This window comes from Micromonospora sp. RTBAU3-60 (genome assembly GCF_054963695.1).
Map to the genome: position 1 here is coordinate 23,411 of NZ_JBUEGB010000044.1, position 16,478 is coordinate 39,888.

Here is a 16,478-nt window from a genome sequence, read left to right on the forward strand (position 1 = left end):
GATTCATTGGGAGGACCCTTCGTCGGTCGCCCGGCCGAGCTCGTCAAGGACCACGCGCTCCAGCTCAGCGGGGGTGGCGCACAGTCCCGCGATCGCGGCGGCGAGCCGGATCCGACCCCCGGCAACGACCACCACGTGGGTACAGGTGTGGGCCAGATCGGCGACCAGGTGCGTGGAGAGCACCACCGCGGTGCCGGTGGCCGTCGCGGCCGCCACCGTCTCGTCCAGGAACGCGCGGCGCGCGAGCGGATCAAGGCTGGCCACCGGTTCATCGAGGACCAACAGGTCGGGGCTTTTCGACAGGGCGAGCGTGAGCGCCAGCTGGCCGCGCTGACCGCCGGAGAGACGGCCGGCTTTCTGCCGGGGCGGCAGTCCCAACCGTTCCACCCGCTCCTTCGCCGCGGCTGCGTCCCAGCGATTTGAGTTGAGCCCCGCACCCAGACTCAGGTGGTCGGCGACGGTCAGGCCGGCGTACGTCGGGGCGTCCTGCGCGACGAACCCGACCCGACCGGACCGCATCGCCGCGTCAGGGGTGCCACCGAGCACCCGGACGGCACCCGCCGTCGGCGATAGCAGGCCCACGATCAACTGCAGCAGGGTCGTTTTGCCGGCGCCGTTCGGTCCGACCAGGCCGACGATCGCGCCCTCAGGCACGGCCAGCGTGCAGTCGCGTAACGCCCACCGTCGCCGGTACCTCTTGGCAAGCTGTTCGGTCTCCAGGATCATGCCGCCAATTTCTACGCCGGCACCGGTGACAGCCCGGTCACAAGCGGCCGTCACCGTACTGTCACCAGTCGGCTGGCATGCTCGACCCATGCGGGTGCTAGTCGTCGAGGATCACGAGCTGCTCGCCCGGACGATCGGCGCCGGGCTGCGTCGCGAAGGAATGGCCGTGGACGTCGTCACCGACGGAGGCCAGGCACTGGAACGCCTGGACCTCGCGCCGTACGACGTGGTGGTGCTCGACCGCGACCTGCCGACCGTCCCCGGCGACGACGTGTGCCGGCGCGTCGGCGAACGCGGCCTGCCCGCCAGAGTCCTCATGCTCACCGCCGCGGCCACGCTCGCCGAGCGGGTACACGGTCTCGATCTCGGTGCCGACGACTACCTGACCAAGCCGTTCGACTTCCCTGAACTGGTCGCCCGGGTCCGGGCGCTCGGCCGCCGATCCGGCCCGCCCGTGCCACCGGTGCTGCGCTTCGCCGACGTGGAACTGGACCCGGCCCGCCGGACCGTCACCCGTGCGGGTCGGCCGGTGGCCCTCAGCCCAAAGGAGTTCGCGGTGCTGGCGCACCTGCTGGCTCGCCCCGGCCAGGTGGTGTCCGCCGAGGAGCTGCTCGACCACGTCTGGGACGAGGCCGCCAACCCGTTCACCACCACGGTCAAGACCACGCTCGGCCGGCTCCGGGCCAAGCTCGGTGAGCCGCCGATCATCACGACGGTCCGCGAGGGCGGGTACCGTGCCGGCGACTGAACGGCCGCGCCTGCGTACCCGGCTCGCGCTGCTGTACGCCACGACGGCGGTCGTCCTGGGCGCCGTACCAGTGGCCGTCGTCGGCCTCGGCACGTGGACCGGCCGGTCCACCCAAGCGGTCGGTGCCGCAGCTGGCGGAGGCACGGTGAGCAACACCGGCCCGGTGCTGGTGGCTGTCGCCGTGGGGTTGCTCGTGGTAGCGCTCGTGGCAGCTCCGATCGGGTGGGCGCTCGCCGGGCGGGCGGTGCGACCGCTCCGGGAGCTCACTTCCGCAGCCGAGGGCGCCACCGCGGACCGGTTACCCGAACACGGCGAACTTGGCCGGTACGAGGAGTTCGCCGACCTGTCCGCCACGCTGGCCGGGCTCTACACCCGGCTCGACGCCGCATACGCCGCACAACGCCGCTTCGTCGCCGACGCCTCGCACGAACTGCGGACCCCGCTGACCGTTCACCGGACGCTGATCCAGGTCACGCTCGCCGATCCGGACGCCGACGCGACGTCGTTCCGCGCCCTGTGCGAGGAACTGCTGCGCATCGGGAACCAACAGGAGCGGCTGGTCACTGCCCTGCTGGCGCTTGCGCAGGGCCAGCAGGGCTCGGGGGCCGCCCAACCGGTCGACCTGGCCACACTCGCCGCCGAGGCGGTGACGGTACGCGGGTCCGCGGCCGCGGGCCCCACCATTCGCGCCGACATTCAGCGGGCCGTCGTGGCACGCTCCGATCCGACGCTGCTAGCCAGCCTGATCGGCAACCTGCTGGACAACGCGATCCACTACAACCTCGACGGCGGGCGGGTCGATGTCGAGACGCGCTGTGATGGGACGCGGGCGGTACTCGCGATCAGCAACACGGGACCCGTTGTGCCGGAGGACGCGATCGACCGGATCCTGCAGCCGTTCCAGCGCCTCGCCGCGCCGCGGATGCACACCGGGAGTAGAGGGCTGGGGTTGGCGATCGTGCGTGCGATTGTGGACAGCCACGGGGCGGACCTGCGGGTGGTGCCGAACCCGGAGGGCGGTCTTACCATCACGGTAGGCTTCGCCGCCGCCTGACAGCGCTCGTCCAGCCGATGTGCGGAACGCCCCCGGCACGAGCCTCGTGCTCGCGACCAGTGCGTTTGCCCAGTCTGATCTTGGGATGGACCGGCGCCCGGGAACGGCGGTCGCATCAGCGCGGGATGATCGCGTGGTGTCAGAGCGCCGTGACGAGGCGGAACCGTTCCAGCACGACTTGCGTGTCATCGTCCACGGTGAAGTCCGGGTTGCCGAGCCAGCCACGGTAGTCCGCTCCGTGCCAGTACTCCTCGTGCCCGGCTCGCCAGGCGGCAACCGAGTCGTCCCCCTCGCCCTCGTCCCGGGCGTGTTCGAGGTTGACGTCACCGAGTCGAGCGACCCGCACCTCGGTCACTTCGATCACCGCGACCCGGCGACCGGCAGAGTCGACCACGGCGGCTCGGGCACCCACGACCGGTAGTGGTTCGTCATCGATTTCGTAGTCCTGCAGCAGCCCGGTAGTGGCGATCTTGGTCCCGTCGAGCACGGCAGCGACCAGCTTGTCGCGCAGCGGACCAGGGAAGGCGAACTCGAACATGGGCAGATCGGCGGCGTCGCTGCTCGTCATGGGCCTGAAGCCTGCTCGCCTCCCTGCGCCCACGCCACCCAATTTATGAGGGGCGCATGCTCGCGGAACGCGTGGGCCGAAGGCATGCGGCCGCCGAACGGCTGCGGATCCGCCGGATCACGTTCACACATCGCCTGCGGGAACACCTGGCGGGTCATCTCGCCGCCCAGTAGGTGCGGGTGTTGACGAACTCGCGTAGGCCGACGGCGGCGAGTTCCCGTCCGTATCCGCTGCGTTTGGTTCCGCCGAAGGGTAGCCGCGCGTCGGAGGCGACAACGGCGTTGATGAAGGCCGCACCGGTGGTGACCTGTCGGGCGAAGGCGGTGCCGTGTTGCGGGTCGGCGGTCCACACGCTCAGGCCCAGCCCGTAGGGCGTGGCGTTGGCCAGCCGGACGGCGTCGGCCTCGTCGGTGGCGATCGCGACGGCGGCGACCGGGCCGAAGGTTTCCTCGTCGAAGGCGGCCATGCCGGGCGCGGCGTTCCCGAGGATGGTGGGCTGGAAGAAGTATCCGCTGCCGGGAAGCGGTCGTCCTCCGGTGAGCAGGGTGGCGCCGGCGGCGAGGGATTCGTCGACCTGTCGTTGAATGGTGTCGCGGAGGTCGCCGCGGGCCATCCTCCACGACGCCATAGCCAGAATCGCGAACAACAACTGGGCCAACCGACTCCACGAACAAATCTCCGACCACATGGTCCCGGAGCACGCCGGCCAGACCGCCTACGCACACGTCATCGCCGCACGAAACCAGGCCCTGCAGGCGATCAACGCCAGTCTTGACGGCTAACCGGCCTGGGGCCTGATCGTCACGGCCGTCGGGCCACCTGCTCTGACTGCGGGGACCTGAGCCGGGCGGGGCGTGGACGAGCGGGGACCTGCCGTATCACCAGCGACATACATGTCCTGGCCCCGCGGCAGATGTCGACTCGACCGCTGGTGGGCGATCGTCGGAGCCGACCGTTTCGACGACCCGACGGAGCTGCCATGCCCACGTACGCCCGCCCCCGCCTGCCTGGCGCTGCTGGCCTCGCCTGCGTCGCCGCCCTGGCGATCGCACTCACTCGGGCCGCCCTGCCCGCAGCGGACGGCTACACGAAGGGATTCGCCCCCTGGTGGGTTCCCGCGGTCGGCGCCCTGTTCGGCGTCGGTGCCGCGCTGGCCATGCGGCGGCGGCCCGGTTCGGTCCGGATACCACGCCTGGCGGTGCTGGCCACCGCGTGGTCGGCGCTCGTCCTGCTGATCTGGTCGGCCGGCGGCGTTGTCTTCGACGCGCTGCGGGCGCTGGCGGTACTCGGTGTGCCAGGGCTGCCACCGGTCGTCGACTGGCCAGGGTTCATGGCCCGCGCCGCGGCGCTCGCGGCCGGGGCGCTGCTGGCCGCAGCCACCCTCCGCCACGCCAGGGCCACCGGTGCAGACCGCGCCCCGAAGGCCTGGCCCGGCTATGCGGCCGCCGTACTGGTCCTGCCGTACCCTGCCCTGAAGGTCTACTGGGCGATGGGTGGCGAGCTGGCGCGGCGGGCGGTCGGCCCGGCCTCTCTCGAGGGCTTCCCCGTCATGGAGCTGGTCGTCTTCGGGGTGGCCGGCGGGATCGCCCTCGCGCTGGTGCGGCCGTGGGGTCGGTTCCTGCCCCGCTGGATGCTGCTTGCCGCCGGCTGGACCGCGACCGGTGTGCTGCTCAGCATGGGGGCACTGGCCGGGCTCGGCACCCTGGCGCAGGCGACGGGCGTGGTCAACGGCCCGGTACGGCTCACCGGCGGCGGGTGGATCGTGGCCTTCGTGTACGGAACCTGGCTGCTGCTCGGTCTCGCTTTCGGCGCCGCCACGCTCGGATACCAGCGGCGCGCCCAGCGGGCACCCGCGCCGTCCGCCCCTCTGTCGACGGCTGCTTAGGCTGGGGGCATGGCGCGCTGGACGGGGCGAGGGGCTCCGCTGCTGTCGGTGCTGGTCGGCCTCCCGATTGCGGCCTCGTCGCTGCTCATGGCGTTTGTGTCGCTGCCGGTCGGCCCGGCCGTACCGCTCGGGTTGGGAGTGCTTGGCGCGCACGCGGCGCTGCTGGCCCGGCGGGCGGCGCCGCGGGCCGCATTCGCTGTGGTGTGTGTCGCGTTGGCGGTGCAGGCCGCCGTCAGCGGACTGTTCCTGATCATGCCCTCGGTGCTGGTCTTCCCGTTCGCCATCTACTCCGTGGCGGTTTACGCGAGTCGACGCTTTGCCGCGGCGGGCCTGGCCGTGGCGGCCGTCGCCGCGGTTCTGGCCACTCTGCGCCTCGTCAACGATCCCAGCGTGAGGGCGGCCGGGCTCCGGCCGAACCCGTTCCTGGTATGCGGCTTGTTGGTCGCGGTCGTGGTCGCGGCGTGGCTCCTCGGCCTTTACCGCCGCACCCAACTGGCCTACCTGGCGTTGCTCGAGGAGCGGGCTCGGCAGGCCGCAGCCGAACAGGAAGAGCGCGCCCGACGGGCGGTCATCGAGGAGCGGAACCGGATCGCCCGGGACATGCACGACGTCGTCGCGCACTCACTTTCCGTCATCCTGAGTCAGGCGAAGGGTGGACAGTTCCTGGTCCGCAGTCAGCCTGAGCGGGCGGCGGAGATACTGGCGACCATCGAGAACGCGGGCCGGCTCGCCCTGACGGACATGCGCGGGCTGCTCGGCGTACTGAGGTCCGCCGAGCCGGACAGCGAAAGCCGAGAGCCCCAGCCGGGGCTGCGGGATCTGCCGCAGCTTCTTGACCGCGTACGGGCCGCGGGCCTGCCGGTCACCCACCACGAACACGGCGCCGCGCGGCCCGTCACCCCCGGCGCCGAACTGGCGATCTTCCGTACCGTGCAGGAGGCGCTCACCAACACCGTCAAACACGCCGGCCCGGACGGCCGGGCGGTGGTTACCGTGAGTTGGACCGTCGACGGCCTCTCCGTGACGGTCCGCGACCGGGGCAACCGGGACGGCGCTCCGGCCGGGACCGGCCACGGCCTGATCGGGATGCGGGAACGAATCGCCGCGGCAGGGGGTTCACTCTCGGCGGGTCCGGCTGACGGGGGCTTCCTGGTGACCGCCCGACTTCCGTACGCGGTGCCGGCGGGCGAGGCAGCCGCATGACCATCCGGATGTTCCTCGTTGACGACCAGGACCTGGTACGCGCCGGCGCAGCGATGATGATCGACGCGCAGGACGACATGACCGTGGTCGGCCAGGCAGCCGACGGGGCGCAGGCGCTCCAGGCGCTCGCCGTCACCGCCGCCGACATCGTGCTGATGGACGTCCGGATGCCCCGCGTCGACGGCGTGGCGGCAACCCGTCAACTCCTCTCCGGTCCCGGGCCGAGGCCCAAGGTCATCGTCCTCACCACGTTCGACCTGGACGAGTACGCCTTCGCGGCGCTGCGCGCCGGCGCCAGCGGTTTCCTGCTCAAGGATGCCCCGGCAGACGAGATGCTCGCCGGCATCCGCGCAGTCCACAACGGAGACGCGGTCATCGCGCCCTCGACCACCCGGCGGTTGCTCGACCGCGTCAGCGTGCACCTACCCGCCTCGCCGGGCGGGCCGGACCCGGCGGCGGCCCTCACCCCGCGGGAGCGTGAAGTGTTGCTCCACGTCGCGCGAGGATCCTCGAACGCCGAGATCGCGGCCCGACTGTTCCTGAGTGCGGGGACAGTGAAGATTTACGTGAGTCGAATCCTGGCCAAGCTCGGCCTACGCGACCGGGTGCACCTGGTCATCTGGGCATACGAGCACCGACTCGTCCACCCCGACGCGTGACCCGGCCGCTGGCGCCTCAGGATCGATGGAGCGATCCGATCGCCGACGCGTGACCCGCGCCGGCGATCGGCGGTCAGCCCCAGATGGCCTTCACCCACTCAGGGTGGTCGATGAACGGGTTGCGGTTGCCCTGCCAGCGCTCGTAGATACGCTGGTTGCGCCGCTGCTCGAAGGCATCCGGCGGGTCCAGCTCGTTCCAGGCCAGCAGCTTCGAAATCCGCCCCAGGTAGGGTGCGGTGCCGTTGCTCACCGAGTCGTTCGGTTCCAGGTTCGGCCAGCCGTCGTCGCCTTCGTACCGGATCGCCATGTACAGGATCATGCGGGCCACGTCGCCCTTCACCGCGTTCCGTGGTTCGAACGAGTCGGCGTCGGTGTAGCAGCCGGGGGCCTCGGCGACGGCGCTGCCGCCCGAGTCGAAGTCCTTGTTGCCGCGCAGCGAGTTGACCGACACGTCCGTCGGACGCAGGTGGTGCACGTCGGTGCCGGGGCCGGCGGCGGTTCCGAAGTCACCGTGCGACTTCGCCCAGACGTGCTCCCGGTTCCAGTCGTCCACGCCGCCCCCGTTGCTGCTCTTGCTCTGCGAGCGCCCGGTGTAGAGCAGGATCACGTTGGCGGAATTGGCCGGGTCCTGGTCGGTGTCCTTGAGCGCCTCCCACACCTGGTCGTACGAGAGCCTGGTCTGCACCTTGATGATGGCGTGCAGCGAGTTGCGCAGCGCCGTCCCGGTCTTGCCTATCGCGCTGGCGTAGTAGGTCGAGTCGTACGGGCCGCCGGTCGAGGTCGGGGTGGGAGAGGCGGTCGGCGACGGGCTCGCGCCGCCGCCCAGGCTCATCGCGGTCGGGTTCTTCAGGCCACCGTGGCTGAAGTAGGCGGTGAGCGTGCCCGTCGCGGTGACCTGCTTCCCGCGCAGCGACGGGTTGGTGAGCAGCCCGAAGCTGCTCCGCCAGGCGGCGGTGACCTGGACGTACAGCATCCGGCTGGTGCTGGTCTCGGTGGCCGCGTCGGCGATCGCGATCGCCGTGTCGGCGGTGTAGTTGGACGTGAGCACCGTGGTTGACGAGGTCGGCTGGCCGATGACGTAGCCCGTCACGGTGGCGGTCCTGCCGTCCTGGGCGGCCAGTGCCTGCGCGACCGTCAGGCTGGTCGCCGCCGATGCCGACCCGGTCACCACCACGGGGGTCACGACGATGACGGCCAGGGCGAACGCCGCGATCAGCCGCCCGGGTCGCGAGCGGATGACGTTCTTCATATCCATGAATGACGATGCTATCCGGGCCGGGGGCAACTCCGGAACATCAGCAGGACAACTTCGCGGCCTCCCCGGCCCTCCGCTTACCGCCAGTAAGGTCTCGCAGAGCCAGCACCGACTTCAAGGACTTGCTGTGGGGGTGGATGCACGAGGGCCGCCGATACCCGCGCCAGGATCCGACCACGGGCGAGTTGCTGTGCCAGCCCGCTACACCCGCCTAACGCCTCTGCCGCCAATGTTCTGGAACGGGCACAGCGGTCTGCCCGACGCTGCAGGCGACTCGGCGGGTGCACGACCTCGTGCAATACCCGTCTGGGCGACCATGAACCGTGCCACCACCGCCCGCCACACCAATGGAGCTGGCTCACTTTTGGGACGTCGAGTGCAGCTTTGTCCAGCTGGGTCCGCCGACGACCAGCTGCCCGGCAATCGGCCGGAAGACTTGCGCTCACATCCAGGTGAGCGGGCGAAGCACGGATGGTTGGGATGGCCCGCCAGCCAACCCGTCCCACAGGCTTACTACCCGATGGCGACGGGTACCGCGCACAGGTGAGCCCACCGTCGCGTCCGGGAAATCTTCCGCCGGCGCCGCTGCTGCGGGCCGCCCTGATCGTCGGCTGCCTGCTGCTGTTGGCCGCTGGTGCCTACCTGGCGGTCCGGCTGCTGGCCATTCTCGCGCCGGTCACCATCGCGGTGATCGTCGCTCTGCTGCTGGCCGCACTCATCGGCCCGCTCACCGAGTACCTGAAACGGCGGTGGTTGCCTCGAACCCTGGCCGCGGCGCTCGCCGTACTCGGGCTCATCGTGGCCGTGGCTGGTGCGTTGTTCTTCGCCGGTCAGGGAATCGCGGCCCAACAAGGGAGCCTGCGGACGCAGATTGGGGCCGGCATCGTCCGGCTGCGGCAGTTTCTCGCCCACGGGCCGCTGCGGATCAGCGACCAGCAAATCGACCGATTCCGGACGGAACTACTTCCCACGCTTCGGCGCGCGTTGCCCAGTCCGCTCACCGGCGCCGCCAGCGCCGTCGAGGTGCTCGGCGCCATCGTCCTGTCGATCATCCTGCTGTTCTTCCTTCTCCGCGATGGGCCCAGCATGTGGTGTTGGCTGGTGCGCCAACTGCCGCTCGGCGACAACCACCGGATCGACCTCGCTGGGCGGGCCGGCTGGCGTAGCCTTTCCTCGTACGCTCGCGGGATCGTGGCAATCGCGGCCACCGACGCGATCGGGATCGGGATCTCTCTGTTCGCGCTGCGGGTACCGCTCGCGCTGTCCCTCACACTGCTCGTGTTCCTCTTCGCGTTCGTGCCGATCGTCGGCGCTGCGGTGGGCGGCGGCCTCGCCGCACTAATCACGCTCGTCACCAACGGACTCGGCGATGCGATTCTCGTGTCCATCGCCGTGGTTGTCGTGCTACAGGCGGAGGGACACCTGCTCCAACCAGTCGTCATGCGCCGCGCGGTGCGCCTTCACCCGGTGGTGACGCTTCTCGCGATCGGTGTCGGCGGCGTGCTGGCCGGAGTGGTGGGCGCGTTGATCGCCGTCCCCATCTGCGCGTTCGTTTACCACGCCACCGGGGCGTACCGCGCCGCGTCAGAGAAGAAGACCGGCGCGGGTGACGGCGCCGGGGACCCACTACCCGACTCATAGTCCCTTGATGGTGGTGAAAGGTCACCACGAGCGTCAGCCGGGTGCACCCGGCCAAGTCTGGATCAGCCAGGCTAGTGGCCTTATCCTGCCGCAGTGCAGCAGACGTGGCGGGTGTCGTTAGTGGGGCGGGCTTTCGGCATCCTCGTTCTGGTTCTGGCCGGCATCGTTGCCTCGGCCATCGTCGTCAGCGGGCTCGATCTGGCCTCGAAGGTCGTTTCTGGGGTGCTGCTCGGCGGCTTGGCGGCTTTTGTCTACGTGAACGCATTGCGTCCGTCGATCACGTTGACCAACTCTGAGCTGGTGATCCGGAACAAGTTCAGGACGTACCGAATCGATCTCAACACGATCGTGCGCGTGGACGCCGGCTATCACGGCATAGGGGTGCAGACAAGGCACGGTCAGGTGGTCCACGGTTGGGCTGTCCAGAAGTCGAACCTCGCCCGATGGCTTGGTCGACACACCCGCGCGGATCTCGTGGTCGAGGCGATCGAAAAGGAGTGTGGGCAGGGGCTGAGCGCGGCGACGTGAGACAGGTCGCGGCTCCAATCGCGCGGCACCGTGAGTCCTGAACTCAAGACCGACCGTGGCACCCATGGTCAACGGCGCGTGCTAGTTGTCCGCTTCTGGCGGTGAGCGATAGGCGCACAGCCTGGCTATGCTGCCTGGTCATGAGCGAGACGGCTCCATCGCCTTCCCCGTCGGCAGCGCCCACCGAGGCCGAGTCCCTGCTGGCTGTCCTCGATCGCAACCGGCGGACCTTCGCCTGGAAGACGTCGGGGCTCGACGAAAAGGGCCTGCGCGCGACCACGGCCGCCAGCGCAATGACGCTCGGCGGTCTCGTTAAACATATGGCCCTGGTCGAGGCAGACTGGCTGGCTGTCAAGCTCGCCGGACATGATTACGGGGCCCCGTGGGAGGCGATCGATTTCGACGCCGATCCTGACTGGGAGTGGCGCACCGGGGCGCTCGACTCTCCGCAAGATGTCTACGCCGTGTGGCGAGACGCCGTCGAGCGATCGCGCAAGCTTGTTGCTGAGGTCATCAAGGAGCGCGGGCTGGACGGACCGGCATCCTTCACCTGGCCGGACGGTCGCACGCCCACTGTCCGCGCCATGCTGTTGGACATGGTTGAGGAGTACGCCCGCCACACCGGCCACGCCGACATCCTCCGTGAAGCAGTGGATGGTCTCGTCGGTGAGGGCGCGCCCGCGGACTTCACCGTATAGGCGAGCCCATCGTTGTGACCGTTCGGCCGGCTGCTGCGCGTGTCCCGTCGGCGTGGTTCCGCCCGCGTGAGCCAAACAAGCCCGCCGAGCGATGCAAGCACATCTCTCACGACTCCCCGGTTGTCCGTGGACCTCTTGCGGACCAGATGCGGACCGCGTACCCGTTAGCGCCTAGGGCAGCCGGTGGGCGTCGGGGCTTCGGGGAAGTCCTCACGTCCATCCAGCCAGCCGGTAAGCCGCTAGCCAGAGTGAAGTCTTCGGGGAACAGTGCATGCTCAAGGCAGCGGACATTTGGAAGGCCGCGATCGCGTCATGGTCAGGGAAGGTGAGTGGGGGGACATGTTTGAGCTGGCATTGCCGATTCGTACCGACCGACTGCTTCTACGTCAGTACCGGGTGGATGACGTGGATGCCTTGCTCGCCTACTACGGCTCCCCGCTGGTTGCTCGCTACGTTCCATGGGAACCGTGGTCGCGCGAGCACGCGGCTGAGCAAGTCGCCAAGCGCATCAACCGGTTGGGGGTAACCGGGACCGAGTCCGCTCTGGCGCTGGTGGTCGAGCATAAGGGCGAGGTCGTCGGCGATGTTGTTCTGTGGCCGGCCGATGAGACGCTGTCTCGGGGTGAGATGGGCTGGATTTTCCACCCGTCGATGTCCGGCCGCGGGTTTGCCACGGAGGCAGTTCGGTCGCTCATCAGCGTGGCTTTCGAGCACTGCGGCATGCACCGGGTAATTGCTCGACTCGATGCGCGCAACGAGGCATCGGCGCGACTGTGCCAACGTGTGGGCATGGTCAAGGAAGCGCACCTGCGCCAGGACTACTGGATGAAAGGCGAGTGGGCTGACACTCTGATCTACGGACTGCTCGCCGAGCAGTGGCGCGGTTAGCCAGGGCGTGTCCGCGGATCTCCTCGTCAGGCAGTCGCCAGACCGTCCAGCCTCTCTGGACCGGTCCGCGCGCCGACCTGGGTGACGGCATGCGAGCCGGCGGCCACGCCTGCGGCGACCGCGTCAGGGAGGGAGGCGCCGGCGGCGAGAGCGACCGCAAGTGCGCCGACGAAGGCATCCCCCGCCCCCACGGTGTCGACGGCGTCGACGATCGGCGCGGGGCAGTGGCCGGACCGGCCGTCCGGGTCGGCGTAAACCGCGCCCTCGGCGCCGAGAGTCACCACGACGGCGCAGCCGGCTCGGCGGGCAGCCGCAGCGGCGCCGGTCGGCGTGGGGACGACGGCGCCGAGCACCACCTGCGCCTCGGTCTCGTTGACCACGAGTACGTCGAGCGCGGCGAGCACGTCGGCGTCGAGCGTGGCGGCGGGGGCCGCGTTGCACACCAGCCGCGCCCCGGCTGCCCGGGTCGCGGTCGCCAACGCCTGAACCGCCGGTAGCGGGACTTCCAGCTGGCAAACGACGACGTCGCCGGCGCGCAGATCGGCTGCGGCGCGGGCGACGTCGTTGTCGTCGACCGCGCCGTTGGCGCCGGGCGATACGGCGATCATGTTCTCCCCGGCGGCGTCGACCAGGATCAGCGCGATCCCGCTGGGTGCGGTCGGGTCCACCAGCACCCCAGCGACGTCGACTCCGGCGGCGGTGAGGTCGGCCCGCAGGTGGCGGCCGTACTCGTCGTCGCCCACCCGGCCGACCATTCGCACCCGGCCCGCGCCGGCCAGCCGGGCAGCGGCGACAGCCTGGTTGGCGCCCTTACCGCCGTTGTGCGTCTGCACGTGTCCGCCGAGCACCGTCTGGCCTGGGGCAGGGAGCGACGGCACGTTCAACACCAGGTCGGCATTGAGACTGCCGAACACGACGATGTCAGGCATAGGACTCCTTGCTGCGCGTGCGGGTACGGGCGGGCGTCGGAATGGCGGGTTGCCGGGCCCCGGCCTCGTGGCGTGCCGCTGCTCCCGCGTACCGTGAGGGTGGGGTCGAGGATGATCGACTCGATTGTGGCCGGTTCGGCGCCGCCGTTGGGGCGACCACCGTGGTCCGGGCGGTCCGGGTGGCGCCACGCAGCACTCTGCCGCCGGGGGCCCGGCGGCAGAGTGCTGGCGGGATGAGTGGCTTCCTACCTGCGCTGGCTACCAGACGACCTCGCCCGGGTGGGCCAGATCTTCGGAGGAGGCCCAGTAGTAGCCCGGTGCCACGATCCGGTGGATCGCGAAACCGGCAGTGCCGCTGGCCGCCGTCTGCGGAGCCGACACACCGCTGACCCGGCCGCTGGCGTCGGCGGACATCCACAAATACTGGCTGGCCGACTTGGTGAAGCGGCCCTCCACCTTTGCCGGCACACCGGCACCGGTTCGCGCGTCGACGACCTGCGCCGTGATCCGGATCGTCCCGTCCGCCAGCGTGGTCGCGGCTTCCTTGACCACCATCGGCCGCAGATTGCTCCGCTCGGTACGGGCCGAGGTGACCGCGGACGGCGGTCCTTCGTTGCCCTTCATGTCCACCGCGGTGATTCGGTAGTAGTACCGCTTGTTGGCCAGCAGGCCGGTGTCGCTGTAGCCCAGGCCGTGGGTGCGTCCGATCAGGTTTCCGGGCACCACCGCAACGTCGTGACTCTCGGAGCGGTAGACGTTGTAGTGGTGCACTTCGCCGTTGTCGTGGGCGCGCCCGTACCGCAGGTCAACGCGGCTGAAATCCACGGTGGTCGCGATGGGTGCGCTGCTGGCCGCGGTCGGTGCCTGCGTGTCGGCCGGCATCGGGGGCAGCAGCCCGCCCGGGGCCCAGGTGGACGGGAGATCCAGCAGGGAGTCGTAGTGGTGCATGGCGATCCCGCCGAATCCGGGGCTGCCGGCGAACTGGTCGTAAACCTTGGCCACTTCGGTCTCCAGGCCGGCCCGGCCCTCCTCGCTGAACGTCACCCACTCCGGGTCACCGCCCACCGCGACCAGGTCGATGGTCTCCACCCCGACCAGCACCGAGCCCGGCTTGCCGATCTGCTGGGCGTACGCCACCTCGGTGGCCGCGTCCCGCACGATCGCCTCGGCGGTGTCCCGGTAGTCCATCAGCGACACGTAGTCGGAGATGTCCTGGAAGTGCTGGGCCATCGTCTTGGTGGCGCCGTGCCAGGTGACCGTCTCGCTGTCCAGCCAGACCGGCATCGCCGGGCCGAACAGGATGCCGGTGCCGGAGGCGTCGCGCCGGTCGATCAGGGTCTGCAACGTGTCCAGCCACTGCAACTGAACGAATGGCCGATCGTCGATGTAGCTGGGGCCGATGATGTACGGCTCGATGTCGACGTTGACGCCGTCGAAGCGCTCTGCCGGGGCGGAGGAGAGGTTGAAGTTGAGCACCTTCTCCATCTCGCGCACCGCATGGTCCCGGTAGCGCCACAGCCCACCGAGGAACGGCGGCCGGGTGCCGCCGGCGATCAGCGCGTGCACCTTGTACCCGCGGTCGTGCGCCCAACGGAGCAGGTCGCGCACCTGCGGCCGCATGTCCTCCAGCATGTTGTTGTCCCAGCCGCGGTCCACGCCGAAGTAGATGGTTGTGATCGGACGCGAGTTGAACGTGGTGGTGTCCGTGGTCAGCGTCGACAGCACCGAGCGCGCGCCCGGGTTGTTGACCAGGTTGTACGACGACTCCTCCCACATCCACATCGCTCGGTCCTGGGCATGCGGAACGACGGGGGTGGGGGCGCCGCCGTTGAGCGACACGTACTGCGCGTGGGAGGTGCCGACGTTCCCACGGCTGTCGGTGGCCCGGGCCTCGATGCTGGACATGGTGTCACCGAACGGGCGCGGGTCCAGCCGGTAGCGGTATGCGTCCCCGACCAGCTCCGCCGGCTGCCACGCGGTGCCGTTGACGCGGACCTCCACGCGCCTGATGTCGTTGCGGCCGGTGGCGCTCAGGGTGACCGTGGTGGGTTCGGTCACGCGGCTGCCCTCAGCCGGCGAGGTCACCGTCACGGTCGGCTTGTTGGCCGCCGGGTTGTCGACATGCATCAGCACCCAGCTCGACCAGACACCGTAGCGGGTGACGTCGCTGATACCCAGTACGGCGATCTCCAGGTCACCGTCGAACGGCCTGGTGTCCAGGTCGTAGCTCCAGGTGCCGGAATCGTCGTTCTCCGGGTCGGTCAGGCGGACCCGGTCCATCCGTTCGCCGTTGACGACGATGTTCAGATCATAGAGACCGTGGTAGCTGCCACTCACTCGAACGATGCCAACCGGCAGCTGGTCGTCCGTGTGGTGCGAGTCGATGCTGACCGCGCCCTCGTCCGCGGCGGCGGCCGGCGCGGACGGACCGATGGCCGTCGCGGCGAGTGCGACGACGAGTGACGTCACCACTGCCTGAGCACGGCGGGCACGGCGACGGATCAGGCCGGTGCGACGGCGCCGCCGAGTGTGTTCCGTGGGGAGGGTCTGGTCGGGTGGGCGTGTGGCGGAGGGGTTCATTGGGCGCTGGCCTTTCTCGGGTGCGGTACGTCGGACAGGAGCTGGGTCAGGGGGTCCACTGCGGCACCGTGTCGAGGTGGGAGACTCCGGCGGCTCGGTAGGCCTCGACCTGGGCGACCGCTTCGTCGGGCGAGATGACCTTGCCGTCGCTGTAATAGAGCCAGTCCACCTGCTGTTGGTAGGTCCGGGGCATGCCCGGTGCGGCGGACATGAGCTGGGAGAACCACAGGTTGAAGTCGATGGCCATCGGCGTCTCCGGGTAGAAATGGGCGCCGAACTGGGCGATCTGCGTGCCGTCGAGGAAGAAGCGGAGCTTCTGGTTGGCTACCTGGATGACCAGGTCGTGCCAACCGGCCTGGCTGCCTTCGATGACCTGGGAGGCGTTGTCCGCCAGCCACGGGTCGGGGCGGTATGTCTCCCAGGCGGTGGCGTACAGGCGTGGCCCGGTCGCACCCCAGCCACCGTTCGGCAGATACTCGAAGTCGAGCTCGCCGTAGTCGGGGTCCAGGTCGTATCGCAGTGGTGTGATGGTGAAGAAGGCTTGGACCACGCTGTCGCCGTCCGGCCCGCTCGCCGGCGCGTCGGTGAACCGCACTCGGGCGGCGTAGGTGCCGGTGTAGAACTTGCGGTCGGGGTAGATCTCGGCCTGGCTGGTGCCGGCCGCGCTACCGTCGGTCTTCGCGGCGAGCTGGAGGAACCGGTTGCCTGGCCGGCTGGCGTCGTCGACGAAGGTCACGTTCTGGCGCAGCCAGGCCGCGCCGGGCACGCCCGGCCCACCGGCCCCGGTACGGACCTGCCAGTGGTGCGCGGTCAGGGCCGGGTCGTCGGCGTTGGCGTAGGAGAAGTCGTCGAAGAGGATGGCCGTCGAACGGGCCGATCCGCCGGTCGCACCGGGGGTGGCCCCAGCGGTCGAGGTTGCCGCGAGGACGACCGTGGTGGCCATCGCGGCGGAGACGGACAGTACGCGGACAGCTCGGCGGTGCGGTGTGGTGGACGATGGCATGATTTGCCTCCGAGGTCTCGGGTCAGCACGAGGTGCCGGCATGCATCGCGAGGTACGGGCCGTAGTAGTGCGCGACAATTCCCCAGTAGCGGGGCAGTCCGATCGCAGTCGCT

Annotated in this window: 16 protein-coding genes; 9 read left to right on the forward strand and 7 right to left on the reverse strand. The window is 69.8% G+C overall.

Annotation, left to right across the window (positions count from 1 at the left end; genetic code table 11):
- Positions 1-3: 3 nt before the first annotated feature.
- A complete protein-coding gene (locus ACY34I_RS29080; RefSeq protein WP_462758233.1) occupies positions 4-726 on the reverse strand; it encodes an ABC transporter ATP-binding protein in 723 nt (240 codons plus the stop codon).
- An 88-nt stretch (positions 727-814) separates the two neighbouring features.
- Between ACY34I_RS29080 and ACY34I_RS29085 the strand changes: the two genes are divergently transcribed.
- Together ACY34I_RS29085 and ACY34I_RS29090 are read left to right on the forward strand one after the other, a co-directional pair.
- Complete coding sequence (locus tag ACY34I_RS29085) at positions 815-1,474, forward strand: response regulator transcription factor (RefSeq protein WP_148804566.1); 660 nt, start codon at positions 815-817, stop codon at positions 1,472-1,474.
- Positions 1,461-2,528, forward strand: coding sequence for a sensor histidine kinase (locus ACY34I_RS29090; RefSeq protein ID WP_187413964.1), 1,068 nt, complete (start codon positions 1,461-1,463; stop codon positions 2,526-2,528). The genes ACY34I_RS29085 and ACY34I_RS29090 overlap by 14 nt, the downstream gene beginning before the upstream one ends.
- A 139-nt stretch (positions 2,529-2,667) precedes the next feature.
- Here ACY34I_RS29090 and ACY34I_RS29095 read toward each other — a convergent pair whose 3' ends face one another.
- Positions 2,668-3,096: an ASCH domain-containing protein gene (locus ACY34I_RS29095; RefSeq protein WP_148804568.1), complete on the reverse strand. Its 429-nt coding sequence runs from the start codon at positions 3,094-3,096 to the stop codon at positions 2,668-2,670.
- A 154-nt stretch (positions 3,097-3,250) separates the two neighbouring features.
- Positions 3,251-3,724: an aldehyde dehydrogenase family protein gene (locus ACY34I_RS29100; protein ID WP_462758234.1), complete on the reverse strand. Its 474-nt coding sequence runs from the start codon at positions 3,722-3,724 to the stop codon at positions 3,251-3,253.
- Positions 3,725-4,075: 351 nt separating this feature from the next.
- On the opposite strand from ACY34I_RS29100, the gene ACY34I_RS29105 reads away from it, so the two are divergent.
- The 3 genes from ACY34I_RS29105 to ACY34I_RS29115 are packed head-to-tail and all read left to right on the forward strand — an operon-like array spanning position 4,076 to position 6,843.
- Positions 4,076-4,981 carry a hypothetical protein gene (locus ACY34I_RS29105; RefSeq protein ID WP_462758235.1) on the forward strand — a complete coding sequence of 302 codons (906 nt, stop codon included), beginning with the start codon at positions 4,076-4,078 and terminating at the stop codon, positions 4,979-4,981.
- Between the two features lie 9 nt (positions 4,982-4,990).
- The gene (locus ACY34I_RS29110; protein ID WP_462758236.1) at positions 4,991-6,184 is read left to right on the forward strand and encodes a sensor histidine kinase; all 1,194 of its coding nucleotides are present in this window, start codon (positions 4,991-4,993) and stop codon (positions 6,182-6,184) included.
- Positions 6,181-6,843: a response regulator transcription factor gene (locus tag ACY34I_RS29115; RefSeq protein WP_462758237.1), complete on the forward strand. Its 663-nt coding sequence runs from the start codon at positions 6,181-6,183 to the stop codon at positions 6,841-6,843. Before ACY34I_RS29110 ends, ACY34I_RS29115 begins: the two co-directional genes overlap by 4 nt.
- Positions 6,844-6,916: 73 nt before the next feature.
- Here the strand turns inward: ACY34I_RS29115 and ACY34I_RS29120 are convergent, their stop codons facing one another.
- Positions 6,917-8,098 (reverse strand): endonuclease, encoded by a 1,182-nt coding sequence (locus ACY34I_RS29120; RefSeq protein ID WP_462758238.1) that lies wholly within the window; start codon positions 8,096-8,098, stop codon positions 6,917-6,919.
- Between the two features lie 543 nt (positions 8,099-8,641).
- On the opposite strand from ACY34I_RS29120, the gene ACY34I_RS29125 reads away from it, so the two are divergent.
- The 4 genes from ACY34I_RS29125 (at position 8,642) to ACY34I_RS29140 (ending at position 11,853) form a co-directional block, all read left to right on the forward strand.
- On the forward strand, positions 8,642-9,739 hold the full coding sequence (locus tag ACY34I_RS29125) for an AI-2E family transporter (RefSeq protein WP_462758239.1): 1,098 nt from the start codon (positions 8,642-8,644) through the stop codon (positions 9,737-9,739).
- 93 nt (positions 9,740-9,832) lie between these two features.
- Positions 9,833-10,267, forward strand: a complete 435-nt coding sequence (locus tag ACY34I_RS29130) for a hypothetical protein (protein WP_462758241.1) — start codon at positions 9,833-9,835, stop codon at positions 10,265-10,267.
- 140 nt (positions 10,268-10,407) lie between these two features.
- On the forward strand, positions 10,408-10,965 hold the full coding sequence (locus ACY34I_RS29135; RefSeq protein WP_462758242.1) for a DinB family protein: 558 nt from the start codon (positions 10,408-10,410) through the stop codon (positions 10,963-10,965).
- A gap of 339 nt (positions 10,966-11,304) precedes the next feature.
- Positions 11,305-11,853, forward strand: coding sequence for a GNAT family N-acetyltransferase (locus ACY34I_RS29140; RefSeq protein WP_462758244.1), 549 nt, complete (start codon positions 11,305-11,307; stop codon positions 11,851-11,853).
- A 26-nt stretch (positions 11,854-11,879) separates the two neighbouring features.
- On the opposite strand, the gene ACY34I_RS29145 is transcribed toward ACY34I_RS29140, so the two are convergent.
- The 3 genes from ACY34I_RS29145 to ACY34I_RS29155 all read right to left on the reverse strand — a co-directional run bounded on the left by ACY34I_RS29145 (position 11,880) and on the right by ACY34I_RS29155 (position 16,365).
- Positions 11,880-12,782 (reverse strand): ribokinase, encoded by a 903-nt coding sequence (locus ACY34I_RS29145; RefSeq protein WP_462758245.1) that lies wholly within the window; start codon positions 12,780-12,782, stop codon positions 11,880-11,882.
- Positions 12,783-13,040: 258 nt separating this feature from the next.
- Positions 13,041-15,254 carry an Ig-like domain-containing protein gene (locus tag ACY34I_RS29150; RefSeq protein WP_462758246.1) on the reverse strand — a complete coding sequence of 738 codons (2,214 nt, stop codon included), beginning with the start codon at positions 15,252-15,254 and terminating at the stop codon, positions 13,041-13,043.
- A gap of 154 nt (positions 15,255-15,408) precedes the next feature.
- Positions 15,409-16,365 carry a glycoside hydrolase family 16 protein gene (locus ACY34I_RS29155; protein ID WP_462758247.1) on the reverse strand — a complete coding sequence of 319 codons (957 nt, stop codon included), beginning with the start codon at positions 16,363-16,365 and terminating at the stop codon, positions 15,409-15,411.
- Positions 16,366-16,478 lie beyond the last annotated feature (113 nt).

Bases quoted from the DNA above. Each gene is read 5' to 3' on its own strand.
- ACY34I_RS29080 (WP_462758233.1), bottom strand. From the start codon at position 726: ATGATCCTGGAGACCGAACAGCTTGCCAAGAGGTACCGGCGACGGTGG.
- ACY34I_RS29085 (WP_148804566.1), top strand. From the start codon at position 815: ATGCGGGTGCTAGTCGTCGAGGATCACGAGCTGCTCGCCCGGACGATC.
- ACY34I_RS29095 (WP_148804568.1), bottom strand. From the start codon at position 3,096: ATGACGAGCAGCGACGCCGCCGATCTGCCCATGTTCGAGTTCGCCTTC.
- ACY34I_RS29100 (WP_462758234.1), bottom strand. From the start codon at position 3,724: ATGGCGTCGTGGAGGATGGCCCGCGGCGACCTCCGCGACACCATTCAA.
- ACY34I_RS29105 (WP_462758235.1), top strand. From the start codon at position 4,076: ATGCCCACGTACGCCCGCCCCCGCCTGCCTGGCGCTGCTGGCCTCGCC.
- ACY34I_RS29110 (WP_462758236.1), top strand. From the start codon at position 4,991: ATGGCGCGCTGGACGGGGCGAGGGGCTCCGCTGCTGTCGGTGCTGGTC.
- ACY34I_RS29115 (WP_462758237.1), top strand. From the start codon at position 6,181: ATGACCATCCGGATGTTCCTCGTTGACGACCAGGACCTGGTACGCGCC.
- ACY34I_RS29120 (WP_462758238.1), bottom strand. From the start codon at position 8,098: ATGGATATGAAGAACGTCATCCGCTCGCGACCCGGGCGGCTGATCGCG.
- ACY34I_RS29135 (WP_462758242.1), top strand. From the start codon at position 10,408: ATGAGCGAGACGGCTCCATCGCCTTCCCCGTCGGCAGCGCCCACCGAG.
- ACY34I_RS29140 (WP_462758244.1), top strand. From the start codon at position 11,305: ATGTTTGAGCTGGCATTGCCGATTCGTACCGACCGACTGCTTCTACGT.
- ACY34I_RS29145 (WP_462758245.1), bottom strand. From the start codon at position 12,782: ATGCCTGACATCGTCGTGTTCGGCAGTCTCAATGCCGACCTGGTGTTG.
- ACY34I_RS29155 (WP_462758247.1), bottom strand. From the start codon at position 16,365: ATGCCATCGTCCACCACACCGCACCGCCGAGCTGTCCGCGTACTGTCC.